Annotated in this window: 22 protein-coding genes; 11 read left to right on the plus strand and 11 right to left on the minus strand. The window is 40.7% G+C overall.

Annotated features, from left to right (window positions below; translation table 11 throughout):
• Nucleotides 1-39: 39 nt before the first annotated feature.
• From VB654_RS07470 to VB654_RS07485, 4 genes are all read left to right on the plus strand, one after another.
• A complete protein-coding gene (locus VB654_RS07470; protein WP_323213037.1) occupies nucleotides 40-1,419 on the plus strand; it encodes a PAS domain-containing sensor histidine kinase in 1,380 nt (459 codons plus the stop codon).
• A gap of 28 nt (nucleotides 1,420-1,447) precedes the next feature.
• Entirely contained in the window at nucleotides 1,448-2,122 is a 675-nt protein-coding gene (gene phoU, locus VB654_RS07475; protein ID WP_323213038.1) for a phosphate signaling complex protein PhoU, read from the plus strand.
• A gap of 556 nt (nucleotides 2,123-2,678) precedes the next feature.
• On the plus strand, nucleotides 2,679-3,284 hold the full coding sequence (locus VB654_RS07480) for a Crp/Fnr family transcriptional regulator (RefSeq protein WP_323213039.1): 606 nt from the start codon (nucleotides 2,679-2,681) through the stop codon (nucleotides 3,282-3,284).
• A gap of 137 nt (nucleotides 3,285-3,421) precedes the next feature.
• Nucleotides 3,422-5,020, plus strand: coding sequence for an iron uptake porin (locus VB654_RS07485; RefSeq protein WP_323213040.1), 1,599 nt, complete (start codon nucleotides 3,422-3,424; stop codon nucleotides 5,018-5,020).
• Between the two features lie 65 nt (nucleotides 5,021-5,085).
• On the opposite strand, the gene VB654_RS07490 is transcribed toward VB654_RS07485, so the two are convergent.
• Entirely contained in the window at nucleotides 5,086-5,346 is a 261-nt protein-coding gene (locus VB654_RS07490) for a hypothetical protein (protein WP_323213041.1), read from the minus strand.
• 179 nt (nucleotides 5,347-5,525) lie between these two features.
• Here VB654_RS07490 and VB654_RS07495 point away from each other — a divergent pair, with 179 nt between their 5' ends.
• Nucleotides 5,526-6,131 (plus strand): DUF3318 domain-containing protein, encoded by a 606-nt coding sequence (locus VB654_RS07495; RefSeq protein ID WP_323213097.1) that lies wholly within the window; start codon nucleotides 5,526-5,528, stop codon nucleotides 6,129-6,131.
• Here the strand turns inward: VB654_RS07495 and VB654_RS07500 are convergent, their stop codons facing one another.
• The 3 genes from VB654_RS07500 to VB654_RS07510 form a co-directional block, all read right to left on the minus strand.
• Nucleotides 6,132-7,847, minus strand: coding sequence for a glycosyltransferase (locus VB654_RS07500; protein WP_323213042.1), 1,716 nt, complete (start codon nucleotides 7,845-7,847; stop codon nucleotides 6,132-6,134).
• An 82-nt stretch (nucleotides 7,848-7,929) separates the two neighbouring features.
• Nucleotides 7,930-8,166 carry a hypothetical protein gene (locus VB654_RS07505; protein ID WP_323213043.1) on the minus strand — a complete coding sequence of 79 codons (237 nt, stop codon included), beginning with the start codon at nucleotides 8,164-8,166 and terminating at the stop codon, nucleotides 7,930-7,932.
• A 193-nt stretch (nucleotides 8,167-8,359) separates the two neighbouring features.
• The gene (locus VB654_RS07510) at nucleotides 8,360-9,601 is read right to left on the minus strand and encodes a glycosyltransferase (RefSeq protein ID WP_323213044.1); all 1,242 of its coding nucleotides are present in this window, start codon (nucleotides 9,599-9,601) and stop codon (nucleotides 8,360-8,362) included.
• Nucleotides 9,602-9,720: 119 nt separating this feature from the next.
• On the opposite strand from VB654_RS07510, the gene cofH reads away from it, so the two are divergent.
• Nucleotides 9,721-10,878, plus strand: a complete 1,158-nt coding sequence (cofH, locus tag VB654_RS07515) for a 7,8-didemethyl-8-hydroxy-5-deazariboflavin synthase subunit CofH (protein ID WP_323213045.1) — start codon at nucleotides 9,721-9,723, stop codon at nucleotides 10,876-10,878.
• A gap of 113 nt (nucleotides 10,879-10,991) precedes the next feature.
• A complete protein-coding gene (psb27, locus tag VB654_RS07520) occupies nucleotides 10,992-11,390 on the plus strand; it encodes a photosystem II protein Psb27 (protein ID WP_323213046.1) in 399 nt (132 codons plus the stop codon).
• On the opposite strand, the gene VB654_RS07525 is transcribed toward psb27, so the two are convergent.
• The 3 genes from VB654_RS07525 to polA form a co-directional block, all read right to left on the minus strand.
• On the minus strand, nucleotides 11,387-11,554 hold the full coding sequence (locus VB654_RS07525; RefSeq protein WP_323213047.1) for a hypothetical protein: 168 nt from the start codon (nucleotides 11,552-11,554) through the stop codon (nucleotides 11,387-11,389). The two genes, psb27 and VB654_RS07525, sit on opposite strands and share 4 nt — an antisense overlap.
• 135 nt (nucleotides 11,555-11,689) lie before the next feature.
• A complete protein-coding gene (locus VB654_RS07530) occupies nucleotides 11,690-11,896 on the minus strand; it encodes a hypothetical protein (RefSeq protein WP_323213048.1) in 207 nt (68 codons plus the stop codon).
• Nucleotides 11,897-12,036: 140 nt separating this feature from the next.
• Complete coding sequence (gene polA / locus VB654_RS07535) at nucleotides 12,037-14,952, minus strand: DNA polymerase I (protein WP_323213049.1); 2,916 nt, start codon at nucleotides 14,950-14,952, stop codon at nucleotides 12,037-12,039.
• Nucleotides 14,953-15,032: 80 nt separating this feature from the next.
• On the opposite strand from polA, the gene VB654_RS07540 reads away from it, so the two are divergent.
• Nucleotides 15,033-15,908 (plus strand): HAD family hydrolase, encoded by an 876-nt coding sequence (locus tag VB654_RS07540; RefSeq protein WP_323213050.1) that lies wholly within the window; start codon nucleotides 15,033-15,035, stop codon nucleotides 15,906-15,908.
• A gap of 237 nt (nucleotides 15,909-16,145) precedes the next feature.
• Here VB654_RS07540 and VB654_RS07545 read toward each other — a convergent pair whose 3' ends face one another.
• On the minus strand, nucleotides 16,146-17,000 hold the full coding sequence (locus VB654_RS07545; RefSeq protein WP_323213051.1) for a DALR anticodon-binding domain-containing protein: 855 nt from the start codon (nucleotides 16,998-17,000) through the stop codon (nucleotides 16,146-16,148).
• A 333-nt stretch (nucleotides 17,001-17,333) separates the two neighbouring features.
• On the opposite strand from VB654_RS07545, the gene VB654_RS07550 reads away from it, so the two are divergent.
• Nucleotides 17,334-18,053: a Crp/Fnr family transcriptional regulator gene (locus tag VB654_RS07550; protein WP_323213098.1), complete on the plus strand. Its 720-nt coding sequence runs from the start codon at nucleotides 17,334-17,336 to the stop codon at nucleotides 18,051-18,053.
• Nucleotides 18,054-18,539: 486 nt separating this feature from the next.
• On the opposite strand, the gene VB654_RS07555 is transcribed toward VB654_RS07550, so the two are convergent.
• The 3 genes from VB654_RS07555 to VB654_RS07565 all read right to left on the minus strand — a co-directional run bounded on the left by VB654_RS07555 (nucleotide 18,540) and on the right by VB654_RS07565 (nucleotide 22,631).
• Nucleotides 18,540-19,934: an ABC transporter substrate-binding protein gene (locus VB654_RS07555; protein WP_323213052.1), complete on the minus strand. Its 1,395-nt coding sequence runs from the start codon at nucleotides 19,932-19,934 to the stop codon at nucleotides 18,540-18,542.
• A 63-nt stretch (nucleotides 19,935-19,997) separates the two neighbouring features.
• The gene (locus tag VB654_RS07560) at nucleotides 19,998-21,395 is read right to left on the minus strand and encodes a serine/threonine-protein kinase (RefSeq protein ID WP_323213053.1); all 1,398 of its coding nucleotides are present in this window, start codon (nucleotides 21,393-21,395) and stop codon (nucleotides 19,998-20,000) included.
• A 222-nt stretch (nucleotides 21,396-21,617) separates the two neighbouring features.
• Nucleotides 21,618-22,631: a LysR family transcriptional regulator gene (locus tag VB654_RS07565; protein ID WP_323213054.1), complete on the minus strand. Its 1,014-nt coding sequence runs from the start codon at nucleotides 22,629-22,631 to the stop codon at nucleotides 21,618-21,620.
• A 365-nt stretch (nucleotides 22,632-22,996) separates the two neighbouring features.
• Between VB654_RS07565 and VB654_RS07570 the strand changes: the two genes are divergently transcribed.
• Together VB654_RS07570 and VB654_RS07575 are read left to right on the plus strand one after the other, a co-directional pair.
• Nucleotides 22,997-23,710: an NnrU family protein gene (locus VB654_RS07570; protein WP_323213055.1), complete on the plus strand. Its 714-nt coding sequence runs from the start codon at nucleotides 22,997-22,999 to the stop codon at nucleotides 23,708-23,710.
• A 481-nt stretch (nucleotides 23,711-24,191) separates the two neighbouring features.
• Entirely contained in the window at nucleotides 24,192-24,578 is a 387-nt protein-coding gene (locus VB654_RS07575; protein ID WP_323213056.1) for a thioredoxin family protein, read from the plus strand.
• Nucleotides 24,579-24,770: the final 192 nt, after the last annotated feature.

Genomic DNA, 24,770 nt, shown 5'->3' on the forward strand with positions numbered 1-24,770 from the left:
TTTTGATTAATCATAAAGCAACTAACAATTCACATTCTAATGCTCTTATTAGGATTTTTTCTGGGTTTAGCGGTAGGTATTGGGATTTGGATTTGGCAACAGGTTCAATTGAAACGCTATTTAGGGCAAATACTGCAACCGTTAAACTCTGGTTCTCAAAAGGTAATCCTACCGCTAATACCTCGTTTGCAGCGCGAAATCGGAATAATTAAGCAGCAGCGAGAAGATTTGCACCAGTCACTAAAAACCTACCAAGACCTGCTGGACTTTGCACCATTGGGATATTTACAGGTAGATGAAGAAAATCAATTGCTGTGGTGTAATCAACAAGCGCGAAATATATTGTGTCTACAAAGATGGCAAGCAGGACAGGTGCGCTTATTACTGGAGTTGGTGCGATCTTATGAACTTGATCATTTAATTGAACAAACTCGTGATTGGCAGAAAGCACAGACAAACGAGTGGGTATTTCATCCATCTTGTGATGATGTGGCACAAATGCCAACCGTAAAATCTCTAGTTTTGCGAGCGTCTAGTTTACCTTTGCCTAATGGACAAGTAGGGGTTTTCTTAGAAAATCGCCAACCGCTACTGGACATGAATCAAGAACGCGATCGCTCTTTTTCTGATTTAGCCCACGAACTGAGAACGCCATTGACTTCGATTCGTTTAGTAGTGGAAACTTTACAAAACCGTTTAGATCCACCGTTAAATCGTTGGGTAAATCGGCTGATGCAGGAAGTTGATCGGTTAATTAACTTGGTGCAAAGCTGGTTAGAACTGACCCAAATGGAAGCCAACCCAACTATGCAATTGCATCCAGAAGTTTTGGAAGTGCGATCGCTAATTACATCTGTTTGGGAAACATTAGAACCATTAACACAAAAGCAAAATCTGTCTCTTGAGTATTCTGGAGCAGAAAACCTCTGGATTAAGGCAGATCCTGCCCGCATTTATCAAGTTTTTCTCAACTTGCTGGATAATAGCATCAAATATAGTCCTCCTGGTACTTCTATTCAAGTCCAAGCAAAAATATTATCTGTAGAAGATATTGATCATAGTGATGGGTTACGTCCCACCGGAGGCGATCGCGTTCGCGGAGTGTGTGCTTTGCACTCAGCCAATATTTTGGAAATAAATCTTATTGATTCGGGGCTAGGCTTTTCTGAAACAGATTTGCCACATATTTTTGAGCGATTTTATCGGGGAGATAAAGCACGGACTCATTCCTCATTGCCAGAAAATAATTCTCTAGGGACGATTGTGGGTAATGGTTTAGGTTTAGCTATCGTCCGGCAAATTGTTGTCGCCCACGGCGGTTCCATCAAAGCTATGAACGATCCAAAAACTGGTGGTGCTTGGATGCAGCTTCAACTTCCTGAAGTTATGGCAAACTCCCGGAGCCAAGACTATAGTTAAGAATATCTTCACCTTTGAGCCTATAAGTGTGGCAGCTGCCTTGTATGATCACAACCCTAACCCGAAAAATCCCCAGTTGGCACGTGCCATTAGGCGCTTAGAACGGGACGTATTACGCATGGGCGCTTTGGTAGAACAGTCCTTTCGCCTCAGCCACCAAGCGCTATTTGCCCGTGATTTAACGGCAGCTGAGGAACTTCCCCGATTAGATAAAAAAATTGATCGCTTTTATAGACAAATAGAATCAGACTGTACAGCAATCATGACTCTCCAAGCACCTACAGCTCAAGATTTACGTTGTTTGAGTGCTTTTATGCAGTTAGTGCGAGATTTAGAGCGAATTGGCGATTATGCTGAGGATTTAGCGAATATTGCCGTTAAAATTTTTCCTTATCCACCTCATACGTCTTTGCCAGACATTGAAAATATGTCTCACCACGCACAAGCAATGTTAGCAACTAGCTTAAAGGCATTAGCTGATTTAGACGAAGTTGGTGGACGAGCTTTACAACACCTGGATGATGCTGTGGATAATGCTTATGACTACGTTTATCAGACTTTAGCCCAGCAACGAGATGTACCAGGGGTAGTGGAACCAATTTTGTTGTTAGCTCTAGCAATTCGTTGTTTAGAACGCATGGCAGATCATGCCACTAATATCGGTCAGAGAGTAACATACATCGTGACTGGACAACGTTTTTAATTAGATTTGAGAAATATTCGATTAATTAGAGCTTGCTGAATACATATAAAATCCAGATAAATTGCAGGTTTGAGGCTGATAAACCCGAAAGTAAGTGCAAGGTTTTTGAAGGGTTTACCATCAAAAGTGTGAATTTTGGGTTGAATAAAAATTTAAATTTTGTTAACTAACATACAATTTACCAAATGTTTACCTCTTCTTAAACTTTCTCAATTAGAGTACGTACAAGCGGTAAACAAGCTACTTTTATTTCACCTACTAATACAATTTATGTAACTAAAGTAACCAGTATAAAAAACCGGAATTTGTAGTTGTAATTTATCTGGAAATATTACAAGTATAAAAATTGAACTTTTTGTCAAAGTTTATGTAAAACATGAAATTAAACATTCACCGCATTGATTTATTAAATGCAAAATACTATGGCTTTAGCTAAAGAATTTTCATTTTAAATATGTAAGTATATTCACTGTGAGGTGACAATTTTTTCGACGCTTTTATCATTGACTGATCAACAGACAAATTTAAATTTTGCACTCTTATTAGTACTTGCACAATGTCCTTCACAAGTTTTACCCCAAATGTATCAAATGAATCTACCCTTGGTGGAGATTTACCACAAAGATTATTTACTCGTAGAGAATTAATTCCTCCTGATAATGATGTCCTGTGGCGCATTGAGCGTGGAGCAGTTCGTACCTTAACCTGGAGTGAAGAAGGAATATTTATTACTCTCGGTTATTGGGGTGCTGGTGATCTGATTGGCTATTCTTTATCGAAAGTTCAACCTTACCAGATTGAATGCCTAACTAGTGTAGAAGCCAGCATCATACCGCAGCACCTTTGGTATAGAGATATTGATGCTTTTTTGTCCCATATTAAACATTCAGAAGAGCTTTTAAGCATTGTGCATCTTAAACCAATGTCGTTACGTTTGGGGAAATTCTTGCTGTGGTTAGGTGAAAAATTTGGACGTGATGTAGAACAGGGTAAATTAATTGACCTAAATGTTACTCACCAGGAAATATCTGAGGTCTTAAATACTACTCGTGTTACAGTTACACGGCTGCTACAGCAATTTGAAGAACAAGGGGCTTTATTACGCTACAAGCGTCGAATTATTCTTCTGGCATCAAATAAACTAATTAAATCTATAGTATAAAAAAAATGATAATTGACTTGTACTAATTATTGGACTTTGCTATATTCATTACGGAAGGTTTAAGTAAACCGCCAGAAAAAACTAAAAGTTCTTTCATGGTTTTCATTATTTAGGTGTGAGTGAAATTAAAAACAGACATGAAAAACATAATTTGGAATGCTCTGAAGGTTAGCCCAGCGATCGCTGCAACATTATTGACTGCTAATAGTGCTTTTGCGGTTGAAGTGAATGAACAAGTAACAACCGTTGCTCAATTATCCCAAGAGGCTAACAGCATCGGTCAGGTAACATCTGTTTCTCAGTTCTCGGATGTACAACCCACAGACTGGGCGTTTCAAGCTTTACAGTCTTTGGTTGAGCGTTATGGTTGTATTGCAGGTTATCCCAACGCTACTTACCGTGGTAATCGTGCCTTAACTCGTTACGAATTTGCGGCTGGTTTAAACGCTTGTTTAGACAGAGTTAATGAACTGATTGCTACAGCAACCGCCGATTTAATCACTAGACAAGACCTAGCTACATTACAGCGCTTGCAAGAAGAATTTTCGGCTGAATTGGCTACCCTGCGTGGTCGTGTAGATTCCTTAGAAGCCCGGACTGCTGAATTAGAAGCGAATCAATTTTCTACCACCACCAAGTTGAAGGGTGAAGCTATTTTTGCTCTAGCTGGTGCTTTTGGTGACGAAAGAGTAGGCGGTGGCGACATACAAGATAACACTGTCTTTGCTAATCGGGTTCGTTTGAACTTGGAAAGCAGCTTCACAGGAAACGATAGGTTGCATATTCGTTTGCAAGCTCGTAACATTGCCCAATTAGACGGCGGAAGCTCCTCAAGACCAAATGTCACTGGTACCAACATGACCCGCTTGGGCTTTGATGGTGACAATGGTAACAACGTTGAAATTTCTAAAGTTAACTACCAATTCAACTTGAGTGATGCAGTCCGAGTCAAGGTTGATGCTTCTGGTGCTGAAATATGGAATAACACTAATGTATTCAACCCAAACTTCAGTAGTAGTGGTTCAGGCGCTATCTCTCGCTACGGTCGTTTCAGCCCCATATATCGGGCATCCTCTCCTGGTGGTGCTGGTTTAACTGTGACATTGAATCCCAAAGGAGCTATTAGCTTCACGGGGGCTTATATGGCACCCAGCGCTGATGACCCTACCGATGATAATGGTCTATTGAATGGCGCTAACGCATTTTTTGGTCAAATAGACTTCAAACCCAGCCAAGCTTTAAACTTAGGTTTTACCTACTCTCGTACTTATCAGAACCCTGCCAACGGTGTAAATCTGTTCGGTAGCCAAGGTAGTGCTTTTGCTAATAGACCTTTTGGTAACACTGCTACCTCAGCCAACAATTATAGTATACAAGCCAACTTCAAAGCAAGTTCGGCATTGTCAGTAGGCGGTTGGGTTGGTTACACCACAGCAGAATCTGAAGTTGCCAATGCTGATGCAGACATTTTTTACTGGGCTGCTAATATAGGTATCAGAGACTTTGGTAGAGAAGGGAACTTACTCGGCGTGATCTTTGGTCAACCCCCGAAAGTAACTGGTGGTTCTGTAAATTCCGAATCCGATACCTCTTATCATTTAGAAGGCCTCTACAGGATGCGCCTCACTGAGAATATCGCTGTCACCCCTGGTTTATTGGTGATTTTTAACCCTGAACACAATAGCAATAACGACACCATTTATGTAGGTACTTTACGTACTACCTTCAGTTTCTAAAACTGGTGTTAGTTAGAAGTTAAATAAGAAGCCCGCCTTAGTGCGGGCTTTTTGGTGGATAATAATTATGTGGAATGATAATCTTGTTGATTTGGGATATCGACTGCTGGGCGATCGCTACTCCACGCCCACCAAACATAACCACATTGACAATTGTAAAACTCCTGCCATTTGCGTCGGTGATCTGCTGTCATGACAGGCGATCGCCTATTGATCCAAACTTCTAAAGCTTCTCGGCTACTGGCGTTACAACTAGGACAGCAAAACTCATAAGCGTGAACTGCCTGATCTGTCCATTTAGGCGGAATGGGAGCAAATGCATCCATTTAGTATTAATTCGTATTTCGTACTGAAGCATTTAAGTAGTATTATCTCATGTAATAGAATACATTTTTCAACGCAGAGGAACGCTAAGTTAGCGCAAAGGTACGCTGAGTCAGAATTTTAGATGATAACTACGAATTACGAATTACGAATTACGAATTACGAATTACGAATTATTCCAATGGAGCCAAGGGTTGAAATTCGTCGGTTGTTAGATGTAATGCCTGCTTCTAGTCGAATGACTACTAAAATTGTCAGCAAGCCGGAGCAGTCAAAGGTGATTTACGCTGCTTTTCCTCTACCTTGGAATCAGGATCGACCAATATATATTAATTTTGATTTGTGGTTACGGTTGACTAAACCACAACGGGATTTATTGCTATTACAGAAAGTTAGCTGGTTGATGGGGGTGAAGTGGTTTAAACCTGATATTTATCAAGGTGTGGTTTTACTGGGTTTATTGGCGGGATTATTAGAATCAGCACAGTCAGATGTGGTGGGTGTAGCTGTGGCTGGGGGTTTAAGTGCGATCGCTTTGGTGCGGATTTGGCGAACTAACAAATCTTCTGAATCAGAGTTAAACGCCGATTTAGCAGCGCTGCGGATCGCTCAACGTCGGAGTTATTCGGAAACTGAAGCAGCCGAGCATTTATTATCTGCTATTGAAGCGATCGCTCAGATTGAAAAATATTCTACCCTAAATTTTAGCGAGTTAATTCGTTGTCAAAATCTCCGCGCGATCGCTGGTTTATCTCCTGTGGGTGTACCAAAAGGTGATAAAAAATGATTATTTACAGTGATAAAGTTCATACACATAACCGTTGATTGCTGGTAAATTTTGGTTTTCTGCGTCACATAATTTAACTTCTTCTGCTATGGGCGCATGAAAATTGACTAACCATAAATCAAAGGGTCTTGGTAATTCTTGTAAGGTTTTATTTAGGGCTGTAGTAGAAGTATTGGGGTCTTGGTCTTGATGCGCTAAAAGAAACAGAGGGGAAGGAGAGGGTAAGTTTTGCATTTTAAATTCCCTTGCTACCCCCATCATTTCGCCAATGTGTACATGAGTTATTTGGCTAGTAGCAATGAGGACTGGCACTTGAGATGTTTGTTGAATCAGTTGTACAAAAAGGTCAGGGCGGTAGTATTTTTGATAACCGAGATTACAAACAACTGTCACAGCACTAAAAAATCCCATCAGCCAAATCAGAATTACGGCTTTTTTGCCTGTTATTTTCCATCTACCTATACTTTCATTCTGCCAACAAACTGCGAGGCTGGCTCCTAATAAAACTATGACTGCGGGAAAGTAGACAAAGTTGTAACGAGCGCCCCTTGTCAAATCAATGCCCAAGAAATAAGTAAAAAAGAAGAATAAAGCGATCGCTCCCACAACTAAAACAGTTAATATCTGAGTGATAAACCGGCTCTCTGGTTGTTGTAGTTGTACTTTAAAGCCATGAATGAGTATTGGTAATGCCCAAATCAAAAATATCAGCATGACTACTCCAGATGCAATCACAATTGCTATCTGTGGTGATTCTACTGGTAATAAATAAAGCATGGTAATCCAGGCTGCAAAAGCTTGAAAAAGTGGACTAATCCAAGCTAAACCAACTCGTGGTTCCTGTATCCATTCAGTTAATTTACTTCCATAGCTATTCTGTAGAAATACAGGTAGCCAAACTAATCCTGCCACACAAGTAGCAGCAGCAACGATATAAATACGCTGCCAGAGAGGAGAAAAGAGAACAGACCATTTCGCCTGATTCGAGATTTGATGCCTAACTAAAAAAATTATTACTAAAGCTTCTGTAATCAGGGTAAGGGCAAAAAAATAATGAGTCGCAATACCCAAAGCATTAATGACTACCCAGGAGATGACTAGATAAATGGGTAATTGAGTATAATTTAGAAGATAACGTGTAGCAATTACCAAACAAGCGAAGGAAGCAATTACCCACAAAATAGCCAAAGTGTAATGACGCGCTTCCTGTGCGAGAAAGATCCCAAAGGGTGATACTGTCATCATGGCCGCAGCTAAGTGACTCACCAATCGAGAGCGAAAAGTTAGCCACCCCAAAGTATAGATAGCGGGAATAGAGACTGTACCCAAAATAGCCGCAAGCGATCGCGCTCCCCATACAGAAACTAAACCCCCTGGTGTCGGAAATAACTGCATCCACCAATGAGCGAGAAAAAAGTAAAGCGGAGGATGGTTAGTTTCTTGACTTAGGTGTGTCCATACGTCTTGGATATTAGCAGTTGCTTGTGGTTGCAGTGGTTGTAATAAAATATCAGGTGCGATCGCTTGATCTAAAGGAACTGCTAAAAAACTATTTCCCAAACTAAATACTAAGGTAGAAAACTCATCAGTCCAAGGAGGTTTTCCAGTCAAATTAGCTAAACGTAAGCCAATACCAATGATTAACCAAATTAGCAATAGTACAGGATGAAACCAGCGAGCCGAAACGGTAGAGCGCCAATTTTTATATAAGTACATCTATTTTTAAGTAGAGTTTTTCCTGGCAGAAGCTAGAAAGTAAACTATTTTGTGCTTCTATTATTGTGTAACACTAGATATTTTACGATAAACTTGCGTTGCTTCTATGTTTTTTTAACAGCGTATACTGTGTTTCTAGTTTGGTTTCCGGTAAAGCGATCGCTTCGGGATGATCTTGTAAATACCATACATTTTCTTTCTTAACAATAAAGTTAGGTTTTTGTTGCAAAATTTTGAGCAATTCTAGATTTATATTAACAGCTAAACTTTGTATAACACGCCATAAATATTCACTGACTATATTTGTATAGTAGTTCATGAAAGATAATTAATCTAATTTTTTAATGTTGTAAAATATTTATTTTTTTACTCAAATTGAGATTTATAGGACTTATGCAAACTGGAATTATTGTCCTTTGTGTCCTTGGCTGTATGCGCTATGCTTTAGAGGAGCTTTCGCTTTAGCGATACGTTTTTTCAAAAATTTACATAATTCCTGATTTAAATTGCAGCTATTTCACGTCAGTGACGCGCCAACTGAGTTTTAAATTCACCCAGAAATTCCAAATAGTCACAATGGCGATCGCGATTAAATTAGCAATGTATTTGTTACGAATCAAAAAACTAAATATCAAATTCAAAACTAAGACATTTAACCCTAATCCACCCAGGCAAATTAAATTAAATTTCAAAAATCGCTTGAGGCGCTGATGCCATTTCTGTTGCTTGCTACTGACATCAGCAAACGTCCAAGTATCATTCCACAAGAAATTATTGAAAATGGCAATTTCGCCAGCAATAATTTTACTCAAAGTTAAAGGTAAAGCCAAAGTAGTTGAGTCACTGAGTAAATAAAGTATAGCCATATCCACAAACACCCCACTCAGTCCCACTAATCCAAACCGCAGGAATTTACCAATGGGTAAATTGATTTTTTGCTTGACTCGTCCCAGCACACCCGTAGACAATCGTAAGCGAAATAAATGCTGTAAATATTCTACATATTGCTTCCATGTCACCTTACTTTCACCTTGTTGACGCTCAGAAAATACATAACCAACTTCAGCAATTTGATTGACATTTCCCCGGCCAATCACTTCCAAAAGTATTTTGTATCCCACTGGATGAAGTGTGACACCTGCAATACAAGTACGTCGCACTATGAAATAACCACTCATAGGGTCAGAAACTCTACCAACTACCCCTGGTAACAAAATCAACCCTAATACCTGAGCGCCACGGGACAAAAAACGCCTAATTATATTCCAACTACTAACACCACCTCCTTTGACATGACGACTAGCTACTGCTAAATCTGCACCTTGTTTAATTGTCAACAATAATTGGATTAATATTTCGGGTGGATGCTGTAAATCTCCATCAATTACCCCTAAAATATTGCCCTTTGCCACTTGCCATCCCCGAATTACGGCTGAAGACAGCCCTCGTTCTTTTTTGCGTCGCATTACTCGTAATTGCGGGTATTCTCCCATGAGGGATTTTGCTATTTCCCAAGTGCGATCAGGACTGTCATCATCAACTACAATTAATTCATATTGTCCTGGTATAAATTCATTGAGCAGTTCACTTAAGATTTTGAGCAGATTTGGAATATTATCACGCTCTTGATAAGTGGGAATTATCAATGAAAAATAAATTGCTTGATGATTAAATCCGGAGTTTGGAGGGGGGAGTTCTGGAATTTGTAATGAGGTAGTTATTTCAGATAACAAAACATGAACTTTTTCACTCATATTGGACGAAAAAAATTATACATGATTTTTTTTAATTAATATTAATTTCATCAATTATGATAGTCGAAAAATTAATGATTATTTCTGCCAAAATAGTAAAAGTAACTTGGTTATGACTGATGCCCTGTAAAACTGTTGATAGTATTTTGGATCATGCCCTTTTGGGGTATGATCTATCTCCCGCCGATGGAGTGGTATTGTTAAAACAAACTGACCCAGAGGCGATCGCAGCCATTCGGACTACAGCTGACAAACTCCGCTACAGTCAAGCAGGCAATACGGTAACTTATGTCATTAACCGCAATATCAACTTTACTAATATTTGCGAGCAACATTGTAGTTTTTGTGCTTTCCGCCGGGATGATGGTGATACTGGTGCTTATTGGTTAGATTGGGCGCAAATCTTAGAAAAATCTACAGATGCGATGCGAAGAGATGCAACTGAAATCTGTATGCAGGGGGGGTTAAATCCACAAGCGCAGATCAACGGCAAGTCTTTAGATTATTACTTAAAGCTCGTAGAAACCATTAAACAAGAATTTCCCCAGATACATTTACACGCTTTTTCGCCCCAAGAAGTGCAATTTATCGCCAGAATAGACGGCATTGAATATGCTGATGTAATTGCTGCTTTGCGGGATGCTGGTGTAGGCTCAATGCCAGGAACAGCAGCTGAGGTCTTAGATGATCAAGTCAGACGGGTACTGTGTCCAGAGAAAATCAATACAGCCACTTGGTTAGAAATTGTGAGTACAGCTCATAAATTAGGTTTACCCACCACTAGCACCATATTATCAGGGCATATTGAAACGCCAGAACAACAAATTGGGCATTTAGAAAAATTGCGATCGCTGCAAAAAACTGCCATTGATCGCGGATATCCGGCTCGCATTACCGAATTTATTGCATTGCCATTTGTCGGACAAGAAGCACCTAAATCATTACGCCGTCGTGTCGGACGTGATCAACCAGTGTTAAATGATGCCTTATTACTCACAGCTGTAGCGCGAATTTATTTGGGAAATTACATCCCCAATCATCAACCAAGTTGGGTCAAACTGGGGCTGGCTGGTGCTACTGAAGCTTTATTGTGGGGTTGCAACGATATTGGCGGCACGTTAATGGAGGAACACATTACCACAATGGCAGGAGCCTTGGGTGGTACTTGTATGGAAGTCGAAACTCTACAAAGTGCGATCGCTTCTTTAGGAAGACCATACCAACAAAGAGATACTCTATATCAAAAAGTCATTAATCATGAGTCATTGGGAAGTTAACGTCTTCTCCCCCCTGCCCCCTTGCGCAACACCTCTCAATACTCTAAATGATCCCCAGGATACCAATCCAGGATAGGATAGACCTTGATTTATGTATTATTTACTGAAGACATATGAAGCGCTATTGGTCGCGTCTACTTGCCTTGGTTTTGGTTGTCGCCTTTGGACTCATGGGCTGTTCTGGCAGTCTAGACAGCTTAACAGGCGATTACCGTCAAGACACCTTGGCTGTAGTCAATGTTATGAAAGAAGCCCTGGATTTGACACCAGATTCACCCGACAGAGCCGCAATTCAAGCAGAGGCACGTCAAAAAATCAACGATTTTTCAGCTCGCTACCAACGGGATAACTCTGTTTCCAATCTGAGTTCCTTTACAACCATGCGAACAGCTCTGAACTCCCTAGCCGGACACTACAGCTCTTACCCAAATCGTCCTGTACCCCAAAAGCTCAGAAATCGTCTAGAGCAAGAGTTACAACGGGTAGAAACTGCGTTGAGGCGTGGGGCTTAACTATTGGCAATTCGATTGTTAAGAGTCAAAAGTCTAGAGTCCTCAATATTCACTCTCGACCGTTGACTCTTGACTGCTTTGTTTACAGATATAGCAACGTGCTGAGTACAAAATCCAGAACATGATAGCGATCGCAAATTCTGCCAACTTGTCACTATTTGCATAACTTCCTCCTGTTCCAATACAGTTCAATTAAGCATTGCTTTCTTCTCATTCCTAACTTGGTGTCCTTGGCGGTATGCGCTGCGCGCACGCTACGCGAACGTTAAAAAAAATGACCTAAACGAAGAGTGCGAACCTTAACTGAACCGTATTGCCCCCTGTTCTCTTGGTTCTCTGGTAACAATATCAGCTTGTAAAAGTTTTTGCTCTTGTGGACTGAGGCGGAAATAAGTATCAATAAAACCGGAAATTAACCACATTCTAGCTGGGTCTAATTTTAACGTCGCCAACAGACGCAAACATTCAAACTTAACTTGACAGCGTTCTGCTGGTGCAATGTTCATTTTTGCCAGTTAAATTGTAAAATAACTTTGTAAAGTTTGTAGTGAGGACTTTAGTCCTCAAAAAAACCAGCTTATATGACTTTTTCAGCAAACAGTATGCAATTGACAAAGGGCTAAAGCCCTGACTACAAACTGCGTAATTATTTCGCATCCATCCAATTATCACCAGCACGAACATCTACCAGTAACGGTACACTCAAATCTACAGCATTCTCCATGACAGACTTAATTTGTGGTTGTAATTCTTCCCACTCTTGGGGCGGAACTTCAAACACCAATTCATCGTGAACTTGTAATAACAATCTTGCTTGATAGTTCTGCAAAACCTCATGCAGTTTAATCATGGCAATTTTGATAATATCAGCACTTGAACCTTGAATTGGGGCATTAGCCGCAGAACGTAATAAACCCGCATCGTAAGGGCCTAAATTTTTCAACTTATTTAAGTCAATGTCTTCTGGGTTGCTGTCTTTTAATTTACGTAAACTATTATTGGTAAACTCAACATAACGCCGACGACCGAGAATAGTTTCTACATAACCTTGTGAAATTGCTTGTTTTTTAACCCCTTCTAAATATGCAAAAACTTGCGGGTAACGTTCATTAAACCGTTTAATAAACTCGTTAGCAATAGTTTTATCTATCCCAGTGGAACGGGAAAACTTCAGTGAACCCATACCATAAATCACACCAAAATTAATGGTTTTGGCTATCCTGCGTTCATCTGATGTAATATCTGATTTTTCAAACACCAAACGGGCTGTAACGGTGTGAATATCTTCATTCTGCTGATATGCTTGTAATAATATCGGCTCTTGACTTAAATGAGCCAAAATTCGCAACTCTATTTGTGAGTAATCAGCCGCCACCATTAAAAACCCTGATTCTGGCAAAAATGCTTTGCGAATCTGACGACTAAAAGCTGTGCGAATGGGAATATTTTGTAAGTTGGGATTAGACGAAGATAATCTACCCGTGGCTGTTACGGTTTGATTAAAATTAGTATGAACTCGCTGAGTATCTGGACGAACTAATGCTGGTAACGCATCGACATAAGTAGACTTTAATTTAGATAAAGTCCGGTACTCAATAATGGCATCAACAAACCCAGTTTGATCAACTTCTTGGAGTTTTTCTAATGTCGCCGCATCTGTAGAATAGCCTGTTTGCATTTTCCGAGAATATTTGGTACTTAATCCCAACTTTTCAAATAATATCAGGCTCAATTGTTTAGGAGAACCCAAATTAAATGTTTCTCCGGCTATTGTGATTGCCGTTTCTTGTAACTTGGCTAAATCTATCTCTAATTGCTGCGATAATTCGTGTAAATACACTGAATTAATGCGGACACCTGTATATTCCATCTCCGCTAAAACTTTTTCTAGCGGCTGTTCTACTTCCACTAATAACTTATGCAAAGCGGGAAACTTTTCTAGTTCCTCACGTATTTTCAGCACAAGTTGAAACGTGGCGTAAACTTGTAAACAGCAATAATATGCTACAGATGCAATACTAATATCGGCAATGGTTTGGCCTTTGGGAACTAAATCTAGATAATTTTTGAGGGTTAATCCTAAATAACGCAGTGATATATCATTCAGGTTATGGCTAGTATCTGGATTCAGAACATAACTAGCTAACATGGGGTCGAAAACCACTCCTGCCAACTTAATCCCTTGACAACGAAAAACTAAGCGGTCAAATTTACTATTTTGGAAAGTCTTGGGATAATCCGCACTTGTAAGAATTGGACTCAGTGCGGTGAAAACCGCATCTTGACTCAAATTTTCCCCAAATTTATGCGCCAGAGGAATATAAGCTGATTCATCTGGTTTGGTTCCCCAACAACAGCCAATTCCCACTAAGGTCGCATCCCGTGGTTCTAAATCAGTAGTTTCTGTGTCCCAAGCCACGGGAATGTCCGGGTTAGTGAATGTTTGCAACAGTTTCACTAATTCGGCGAGTTTATCCGGGGTGTTAATAATCTGTGGTTGAATTGGTGAAGCGGGTTGTTGTGGTAATGCGGCTGTATCAGCAGCACTGAAAAACCATAGATCATCATCTTGGTCATGGTGGGAGATGTTTGTGACTGTTGAAGTTTCAGCAATTTCTCCCCCAAAACGTTGCTGAAGTTCGTCTATTTTGCCCAAGAAATGATTGAATTCTAACTTTTCTAAAATAGGTATGAGAAGGCTGGTATCAAATCCTGTTAATTTACAGTTTTCTAAATTAATTTCTAGAGGAACATCTACAATAATTCTGGCTAAATATTGGGATTTTTCCGCGTCTTCTTTACCTGCTTGTAATTTTTTCTGAATTGCGCCTTTAATTTCATCTAAGGCTGCATAAATATCAGCTAAAGAAGGGTAGGTATTCAGTAGCTGTACGGCTGTTTTTTCGCCAATTCCCTTAACACCAGGAATATTATCTGATTTATCACCACAAAGAGCTTTATAGTCAACAATTTGCGTGGGAAATACACCTAATTTTGCTTTAACTTCTTCTGTACTAAATTCAGTGATGCTGTTTGTAGAGCGTTTCAAAGCATCGGGACTAAAATTTAAAACGGTGATTTCTTGCTCAGGGTTGATGAGTTGAAATAAATCTTTATCGCCTGTTAAAATTTTAACTTTATACCCTGCGGCAGTGGCTTTTTGTGCTAGGGTTCCTAAAACATCATCGGCTTCATAACCTGGGGCTGTGAAAATGGGTAAGTTAAGGCCTGCGAGTAATTCTTGGAGATTTTTTAAATCAGGAACAAAATCTTCTGGTGTTCCCGGACGATCAGCTTTATAAGTGTCGTCAGCTTCGTGGCGAAAAGTAGGCAAATTTAAGTCAAAGGCGATCGCGATCGCTTCTGGCTTTTCTGTGGCCATGACTTCTAACAGACATTTGAGAAAGCCAAAACATACACTGGTCGGAATCCCCGTTTTAGTCCTTAATCCGCCATCTCTTCCTTTGGCGAAGGCGAAATAAGAACGGTAGGACAGGGAGTGTCCATCTACAAGGATGAACGTGGGGCGTGTGACGGTGACAGCATCAGAGGTTTGAGACATAAAGCTATTTTAGCCTAAGTGTTGCCCACTACCCCCTAGACACTGCTAACCTCATACTGGGAGTTTAAACTAGGGAATTTATGCACAAAGCATCTGCCTCTGACTTGACATTGACTGGTAATTATGCTGGGGCTGCACAAAATATTAAATTACTGGTTCTAGATATAGATGGGACGATTTCTGGAGAGTCTAACACTGTGAGTGAACCTGTGAAGCAGGCGATCGCCGCAGTGCAAGCCAAAGGAATTCAGGTAGCGATCGCCACTGGTCGGATGTATTGTTCTGCTTTACGCTTCCACCAAGAAATTAACTCTCTGCTGCCATTATCAGCCTATCAGGGGGCTTGGATTCAAGACCCAGCTAATCAGAAAATTCATCGCCATTGGGCTGTTTCCCAAGACATGGCGCACCAGCTACTAGATTATTTTGAACAGCCGCATCTGCGATCGCGTTTATCTGTCCACTTCTATATCAATGATCGGCTTTATGTGCGGGATTTGAGCAAAGAAAGTCAAATTTATGCACAACGTTCTGGTATTACCCCGATTCCAGTGGGCGATTTGCGCCAAGTCCTCACCAATGAACCCACTAAAATATTAGCTTTGTCTGACGATACAGAAGTGATCAACGAGCTATTGGGGAACTTGCGCCGCCAATACACACCTGCTGAACTTTATTTAACAACATCTATCGCGACTTTTTTTGAAGCCACTAATCCGTTAGTGAATAAGGGAACTGCTGTGCGTTACATAGCTGAAGAACTACTAGGCTTAGAAAGCAGCCACGTGATGACTATTGGTGATAACTTTAATGATTTGGAAATGCTGCAATATGCTGGCATCGGTGTAGCCATGGGCAATGCTCCCGCAGGTGTGCAAGCGATCGCTCAATGGGTAGCTCCTCACGTTGAAAAAGATGGAGTTGCAACTGCAATCGAGAAGTTTTTACTGTCGTAAGATACCCAGACAAAATAAATAAAATCAGAAAAGACACCGACGACTGGCCGTGTTTCGTCTCGGTGCCTTTACTGGTTCGCTCCTCACACACCTGATAATATAGCCGAGGTGATTAAATGAGTCAATAGTTACGAGAAAAGTTTTGATTTTTTGCTCCTAAGATACTACTTGCGGATGGTACGTTCATACAGCAGAAGATTGCGTAGACATTCACTCTAGTCATTGGTCATAAAATTTTCATAACTCCAGAGGAGCAACAGCACCCAGTTTGTTGACCAGTAAACACCTCAACACGGACTGAGTAGCTATCACTAATCCCAGCCTGGCTTGGGTTAATTCTGGGGCAGAAATTTTTACTTTTCCCCAAATACGGCACTGACTCCAAAACGCCTCAAAAGCTTGGCTTAAATCCAGTGCCACTTTTTCCCAGTTCACCCCATCACTCAAATCAGGACATTCTAAATTGTCGATTACCTGTACTAACTCGGACATGAGATGACCCTCGGCGGGGTGACTGAAGCGGAGTTTTTGCTCATCGTTCAGCCAAGGTATTAAATTTTCTGATACCAAGTAATACAAATCAGACTTTTTGCTGATATCTGGCATTGGTTCTCTAAGCTTAATTAATCCTTCTCGGTGAGCGAGCCGCACTAGTGAGTAGCAGCGTGCATGAGCATATTGAATAGCAAACAAGTGAGACTGATTTTGTCTAGTAATTCTTCTGGTTTCCATTTCTTTGTCACTTCCTACATTCTTCCCTACCAGGCTTTGCAACCAAGTAGCTAGAAATGGATGACTTAATTCTAAATAAATCGACCCTGGGGGAACAATTTGAACACTAAAAACGTCACCCCGGATTGCTAATAAGTGAGAGACAACACTACTGGCTATCTCCATAGTTGTTTGATTATGAGATTTCGCTAACCGCAGGGCTACACCTGAAATATATAAAACTCGACTATTATCTCTACCTTTGTATAGGGGAATTTTTTGGGTTTCTATGCCTGTAAACTTATTATTTAGAGTATAAACTTTTACTGATAGCAGCAAATAGCTATATAATAGATGCTTAATTGATATGTATTTACCCACTAGTAGCTTTTAATATACATAGAACATTGATCAAGAGGTATTTTTTACTGATTTGTATATTTTCGTCAGCTATCTTAAGATATAAATCTAATCTTCATGAAGAAAAATGAGAGTAGCATAAAATTTGATGAATATTCGATGAATAGTAAGTAAATTTTACTACCATCGTTGTACAGTAGGAAGTATAACAAAAGAGTAGAGTGCAAACTAACTGCTTTTCTACTCTTTGGATGGCTGGCGCTGTTAGGCGTTAAGCCTACCCTGCCAACACAAAGACACTCCTTGCACCTTTTTATTACGTCTTTGTCTTCAGCCGAACGCTCTTTGTTACCTATGCAATCTCCATCTTCTTTTTCTGAGGCATCACGGCCTTTTTTGACTTGGCAACGGATTCTTGACTGGGCTCAAGAACACTATCGCTGCCGCACCTTTAGCAAAGATGAACGCATTCCAGCTCGACCTGGATTGCTGTACTTGGTGCAAAGGGGGGCCATCCGCATGGTAGGAACCGCACAAGTTAGTGCCACTGCCAGTCAGCTAACGTCTCGACGGATTAACAGAACTCCAGAAGAAGCATTCTTGGGTTTTGTAGGTGCGGGACAGCCGTTTGAAATTGTGGCTCAGTCACCATTCACGCTCCAAGCATACGCCCACGTTGACCAAACTGCGGTGCTGTGGATGTACTGGCACGACTTAGATAACTGGCCTCACTTCCGGCGTGAAGTGATGGATGCCTTTAGGTATCAGCACCAACGTAAATTGCTGTGGCTGAGTGCCTTGGGACAACGGCGCACAATTGACAGACTACTAGGATTTCTCACACTGTTAATTGAGGAATATGGAGAGCCGTCTATGAGCGAAACCGACCCCGATGTGATTCGTGGCTACGCTTTGCCCTTCCCCTTGACTCATGCCCAAATTGGTAGCGCTATCGGTTCTACTCGTGTGACTGTCACTCGCTTGATGGGCAAGTTGCGTCAACGCGGCTTAATCCTGACCCAAGGAGATAATCTCATTTGCTTGCCAGCAGAGTCGATTAATCGAGTCAGCTAAAACGCCGTTCAGAGCTGATGACAAGAAGCCACAGTAAGTTAGAGTCAGCAACACCTACTTACTGCTTGGTGTAACCAATCTGTTTGACCACCACAAACAGATTGCGCTTAATGGGGTAATGTGTTAATTAAAAAATCTCAATGCTCAATTGATCCGATTTACCAAAACATTTAAAAGGGAGAATAAATGTTTTGGTAATGATGAATCTATAGCCCTTGCGTCCGCCCCAACGGCAAGGGCTAATAGTATATTAGGGTAGCGATTACTGTAAAGCCCTGCGGCCATGGCTGCGCTTAAAGCGGTAAGTTGAGCCAGTGCTGAGTAAAAACCCAAAATTTGAGTCTTACCTGAACTGTTGCAAAACTGTTCTGACCGATATGAATAAGGTTACAAAATAACAATTGTTAAGCAATTGTGGTCTTTTAACTCAGCACTCAGCACTCAGCACTCAGCACTCAGCACTCAGCACTCAATACTCAGCACTATTCACTGTGGTTCAAAATCATAGTCAGTACCTGATCGCCCACCACGGACTATTTTCACCAATTGAACTGGGCTAGTGCGATCGCCTGAAGGTAAGAATCGAATCGTACTAGAAGCACCCATAGCGGAAAAGTCAGAAGAGGAAAGTGCCTGTTGTACGCCCGAACGCGTAGGATTTTTTTCTAATGCGGTAATTAGGGCGACAGTGGCATCATAAGCCATAGCAGTTCGCCAACTGACATCACCACCCCACAACTGCCGAGACGTTTGGGGAAAATCTGAATTGTGTTTGCCTTCAATATGCCAGGGAACTGCTACCACCATTCCAGAGGCTTGTTCTCCACCAACTTCTAAAGTTTTTACAGTGTAAACGTCATCCCCTCCCAGTAGACTTAACCGCTTCTGGTTAATTTGGACTACCTGCAAAGCTCTATCTAAAGTTTCAGTGTTAGTTGCGAACATCAAAACTTCTGCACCTTGCCCAGTGGCTTGTTCTAAACTTTTAGCAGCACTAAAATTAGCCTGTGACAAATCAAATTCACTCGATACCTGGCCGCCTTCTAAGGACACAGATGAAACAAATTCTGTTTTCAAAGACTGACTGTAATTACTCTGAGAATTAAAGAAAACCGCAGCCTGTGTTTTCTGCAAGTTTTTTACCATATAGTTAGCCAAGCTTCTGGCAGCCATAAAATCACTAGGCACTGTGCGAAAAATGTAGGGGCTAAAGTTAGTAATTTTCACAGAAGTGCTAGTAGGAGAAATGGCTACTAGTTTCCCACTAGTGTAAATATCCCCTGCTGCTAAAGTTGTATCACTGGCATTAGGCCCCACTACGCCTAAAACATCGGAATTTTTGACTAAGCTGGCAGCGATTTGTTTTGAGATTTCAGGATTATCATCATCATTGGCTATCCCTACCTTTAAAGGCACTCCCTTAATTCCTCCAGAGGTATTAACAGCATTTTGGGCTTGGGCGATGCCACGTAGAATTTCTAAAGCAGAATTGGGAGCAGTCCCTAATGGTACAGAGGCAACAATGCTATAGCTTTTATCTGAAGCAATCCGGGCGTTATTGAGATATATTAGTGCCGTGGGGTCATTACGCTTGATTTTTAAGGATTTTTCTAAACTAGCGATCGCTTGAGGATAATTTCCAGCAGCTAAGGCTTGCATACCCTCTTTTTTAGCGGGAGTCACTTCACCTGGAACTACTAAAGCTTTTTCTCCAAAACTAATGCGGTCAGCAATGGATTGATTGTTTGTAGTTTGTAAATTATTGCCGGACTGATTTTGGAGAAATATTTGGTCTTTAAATAACCATATACCACCACCCATCAATCCTAATGTAATTAGCAGGGATAAAAAGAGTATAGTAGTTTCGTTTTTATGAGACATGGAATATTTCTAAGTGGATAATTATATAGCGGTTTTTACCTGAATGAGAATAGTGTTGATAGCTTATAGTATCAAAGATAATAATTTAAAAATTAGGCGAAATATGGCAGTAACTGAAATAGCCACTAACCCAGCCGCAATTGCTATTACTAATATTCCTTGAATGGAAATTCCAGCCTGCAAGAAGGGAACAAAAAAAATAATTACGGCACTAATTCCCGGAATAATTAATAAATCAAACTTTTCAATCCACCGCCTGGTTTGGGCGAAAATAAGTATGCCTAAAATTACAGCAGCAGCTACCAAAGAAATTATAGGCGATGGCAATAAACTAAAAAGAGCGATCGCTATTAATGCCCCCTCAAACCCACTAAAGGCGGCTCCGCCCAATAATTCCCAAGTGGAAAAAGCTGGTTTAGATGGTACTTTTTGAGGTTTTGGCTGCGGTTGCGGTTTTGGCTGAGGCTGAGGTTGGGGTTGAGATAATGGTAAAGCCGTTGGGGTGATTAATTTATTCCTCAAGGCTGCAAGAACATTATCAGCCGACTGAAAGCGTTGATTAGCCGCAGCTAGGAGCATTTTGTCTAAAATATCCGCCAAATGGTGACTGATATTGACTTGAGAGCGCCATTTCCATTGGTTGGTATAGGCATCAAATAGCTGAGTTGCTTCCTTTCCTGTGAGCAAGTTAAGACTAGTTACAGCCAAAGCGTATAAATCTGTAGAGGGAAAAACTTGGTTTCCAGACATTTGCTCAGGGGGGGCAAATCCCATAGAATAAATTCCAGTAGAAGCAGCAGCACTGCCGGATGGAGCATTTGTGACTTGCTTCACTGCACCAAAATCTAGCAAAAAGAGTTTGCCATCACGACGACGCATGATATTGGAAGGTTTAATATCTCTGTGAATAATATTTTTATCGTGGACAAATTGTAGAACCTTGAGGATTTCTTGCAATACTTCCAAAATTTGCTGTTCAGAAAATTTCCCGTTTTGAACTAATTCTTCCTCCAGGTTTTGTCCATCAATGTATTCTTGTACCAAGTAAAAAAACTGGTCTTCTTTACCTGCTTGCAAGCTATTAACATTAATGGGAAAGAATGCAAATAAATCAGGTATTTGGTCGTGTTGGCTACCTATTTCGGCTAAAACTTCTGCTTCTCTTTCAAATAACTTTTGTGCTTTTTCCAGTTGGTCTGAGGACAAATTCCCCGCCGGTTGAAACTGTTTAACTACACATTGACGCATTCCTGGCATATGGCGATCGCGTGCTAAAAAAGCTGCACCAAAGCCCCCCTTTCCCAGTAATCTAATTGGCACATAGCGGCCATATAGCAGTAGTGGCATACCGCAGGTGATGCAATATTTTTGCTCTGTTGTTTTCAGTATTTTGATATCATCTAAATCTGCAAAATGATTTTGTGGGCGAGGGCAACTGGGACGAGTGCAGTAAACTTTCATTTTAGTTATTAGTCAGAATAATTCGTAATTGACAATTCGTAATTCGTAATGATGCTGCTATTTAATAACAGTAATTAATTGTATTTTTCTAACTAATAAATTCAGGAAATTGCATCTTGAATTGATTAATTACGAATTACGAACTACGAATCAGTAATTATTTATTCATTAGTCATTTGTCAAAAAACAAAAGACCAATGACAACAGACTAATGACTAGATTTTAGCCTGCGTCAGCAGAGTTGGTGGTAGCTGCATCCAGTGTATTTATCACTAACTTCGGTTGTGACAATTTTAACATATCTTGATTCCATTCTGGGGTAGCAAACTGAGGCAAAATTTCTTGGCTAAAGGCTTCTGCCGCCTTGGAACGATAGCGATTAGGATTAAAAATCATCCATAGCGTTCTTTTGACAACAACACCTTCAATCGGAGTACATCGTAGTACACCCATTTGTAATTCTTTAGCGATGGCTGAGGTAGAGACAAAGGCGGCTCCTAAGCCTGACTGGACAGCATTTTTTATCGCTTCTATGGAATTGAGTTCCATTTCAAATTTAAATCGCCTGGTATCAATATCAGAGCGGGCTAAAACCTGATCTATTACCTTGCGAATAGTTGATTGGGAATCGAGAGCAATGAATTGTAATTTATATAGGTCTTCTTTTTGAATTTTTTCGAGTTTGGCCAGGGGGTGGAATATGGGTAGAATCAGGGCTAGTTCATCCTCAGCGTAGGGCATAACTTCCAAAGATTCTGCCAATTCTGAGGGAACTTCACCACCGATAATCGCCAGATCAACTTGTCCATTAGCGACACTCCAAGCGGTGCGACGGGTAGAGTGGACGTGTAACTGCACTGCCACATCTGGATATTTTTGTCGAAACATACCGATCATTTGAGGTAATAGATAAGTGCCGGTCGTTTGAGAAGCACCGACAATTAAAGTACCACCTTGGAGATTTTGTAAATCTTCCACAGCGCGGCAGGTTTCCTGACACAGACTGAGGATTTTTTCACCGTAGCTTAAGAGTAAATGCCCAGCTTCGGTTAATTGTGCGCGACGACCTCCACGGTCGAATAAAGGCACATCCAGCTGTCGTTCTAAGTTTTGGACTTGTAAACTCACAGCTGGTTGGGAGACATAAAGACTATCAGCAGCGCGCTTGAAACTCCCTTCAGCAGCGATCGCTTTCAGGATACGTAACTGATCTAAAGTGAAAGGAAGGTCAGACATAAGGCTCAACCCACAAATTTTGAAAGGAGCAGCTTTGGCAACAAATCAATCCGCTACGCGGAGTCATTAGTCCTTAGTCATTAGTCCTTAGTTAACCACACCCATGAGGGATATGGTTTGAACAGAGTTCTTAGTCATTAACTTTTACACCCATGAGGGGTAAGGTATACAACCCAAAAAACTAATGACTACTTAATTAAGTTTTGCACCTGGTAACGGAGCTTGATTTGTTGCATTTTCAACTTGGAGGCTTTACTCGAAAAAGACAGTACCACAACATCTTGACTAAAGTCTCCTGGGGAATACTTTGTGGTATTGGTTGTACTGAGTTAAATTTTTGTTAAATTACTTCACCTATGTATACGATGCTAAATTCTTGGCTTACACCCAGTCATTTTGTCATGTTGGGGTTACAATTAGCTTTCGCGATCGCTCACAGTGGGGGAGCCGCCCTGCGTCCTTGGGCAGAAAAACACATAGGGCCAAGGCTTTATCGCATTTGCTTTGCATTAGTTAGTTTACCGTTAGCTGTAATCTTAATTATTTACTTTTTCAATCATCGCTATGATGGCTTGCAACTTTGGCTAGTGCAGGCAGTGCCAGGGGTCAGGGAAGTAGTTTGGGTATTATCAGCAATTTCCTTTTTGTTTTTGTATCCTGCCACCTTCAATTTACTAGAAATTGCCGCTATTCAAAAGCCCCAAGTCTACCTATTTGAGACAGGAATTATTCGTATTACCCGCCATCCTCAGATGGTCGGACAAATAATATGGTGTTTTGCTCATACCCTGTGGCTAGGAACTAGCTTTACTCTGGTTACTTCCATTGGGTTAATATTGCATCACTTGTTTGGAGTTTGGCATGGCGATCGCCGACTTGCATCTCGCTATGGTGAGTCCTTTGAAATTGCCAAACAACGAACATCAATTATTCCTTTTCAAGCCATTATTGATGGTCGTCAATCTATCAAATGGCAGGAATTTCTCCGCCCTGCCTATTTAGGAGTAGGAATTTTTATTGCTCTACTTTCGTGGGCGCACCCCCTGTTACTTGTAGCGACTAGTAGGATACAATGGTAGTTTGAGATGATCCCCGCTATCAAAAGAAAATAGAAGTTAGGAAAAATATCTGCTGATCAACTGCTACCAAATCAATGTAGGATAAATTCAAATCAGCTGTCAGTGGGGGTGCGCTTAGTCAGTTTGAGATTTTATAGCAGGTGTTGCTAGTCAAATGCCTTTGCTGGAGAGCCAATGGCAAAGCAGTCTAATTCTTTTGCGGCAGTAATCAGGAGTTAAAAAGCCGAAACAGCCACGGTATGAGTAACACTAGCGCCGCAGGGCGGAAGTTAAAAGTCAAAAGTCAAACAGCTGACTATATAGGCTTTTCATTAACTGGGAATAGTTGGTCTATTTACGCCGTGCTGTACTAATTTTTTGTCAAAATGAACATCAACACTGGAATATTTCCTAAAGCTGATGTAGGAAATGACTGGTTTGCCAATCCCTGCTACTGAATAGCTAGTTTAATATCAAAACCTTATAAATTTTTAGAGGCGTCATGGTGTTGTCGGTTAGTGAGCGGACATTTACTCAAGAAGTTTTACAATCTCCAATTCCTGTTTTAGTTAATTTTGAAGCACCCTGGTGTGGCTTGTGCCGCATTATTCACCCTCTGTTGTTGCAATTTAATGCTCAATGTGGGGATCAAATTAAGTTAGTAGGGGTTAACGCTGATGATAATTTTAAACTGGCTAACACTTATCGCCTCACCTCACTGCCAACTTTACTGTTGGTTGAGAATGGGATGATTCGCCATCGTCTAGAAGGTTTCCGGGGTAAAGAAGATTTACGTCTAGCGTTAGAAGAAATTAAACTTACTTACAACAACCGTTCTAAAACATACAGTCATCTGACAACAGCAGACTTGGAATGTCGTTCAGCATAAATTAGGTTCTTAGGACTAGTTACTGGTTATTAGTAACACTATTCACCAGTTCCTATTCCCCAGTACCCAGTTACACAAATATAAAACCATGCTTAATTACCCCACCCAATAAGCTTTGAGTGGGGTATTTTAACCTCAAGGGTGTGTGTCACAATTATTAACAGTTACGCCTTAGTCAAGAATTCTAAAAGT

The organism is Nodularia sp. UHCC 0506, from assembly GCF_034931045.1.
Lineage (GTDB): Bacteria > Cyanobacteriota > Cyanobacteriia > Cyanobacteriales > Nostocaceae > Nodularia.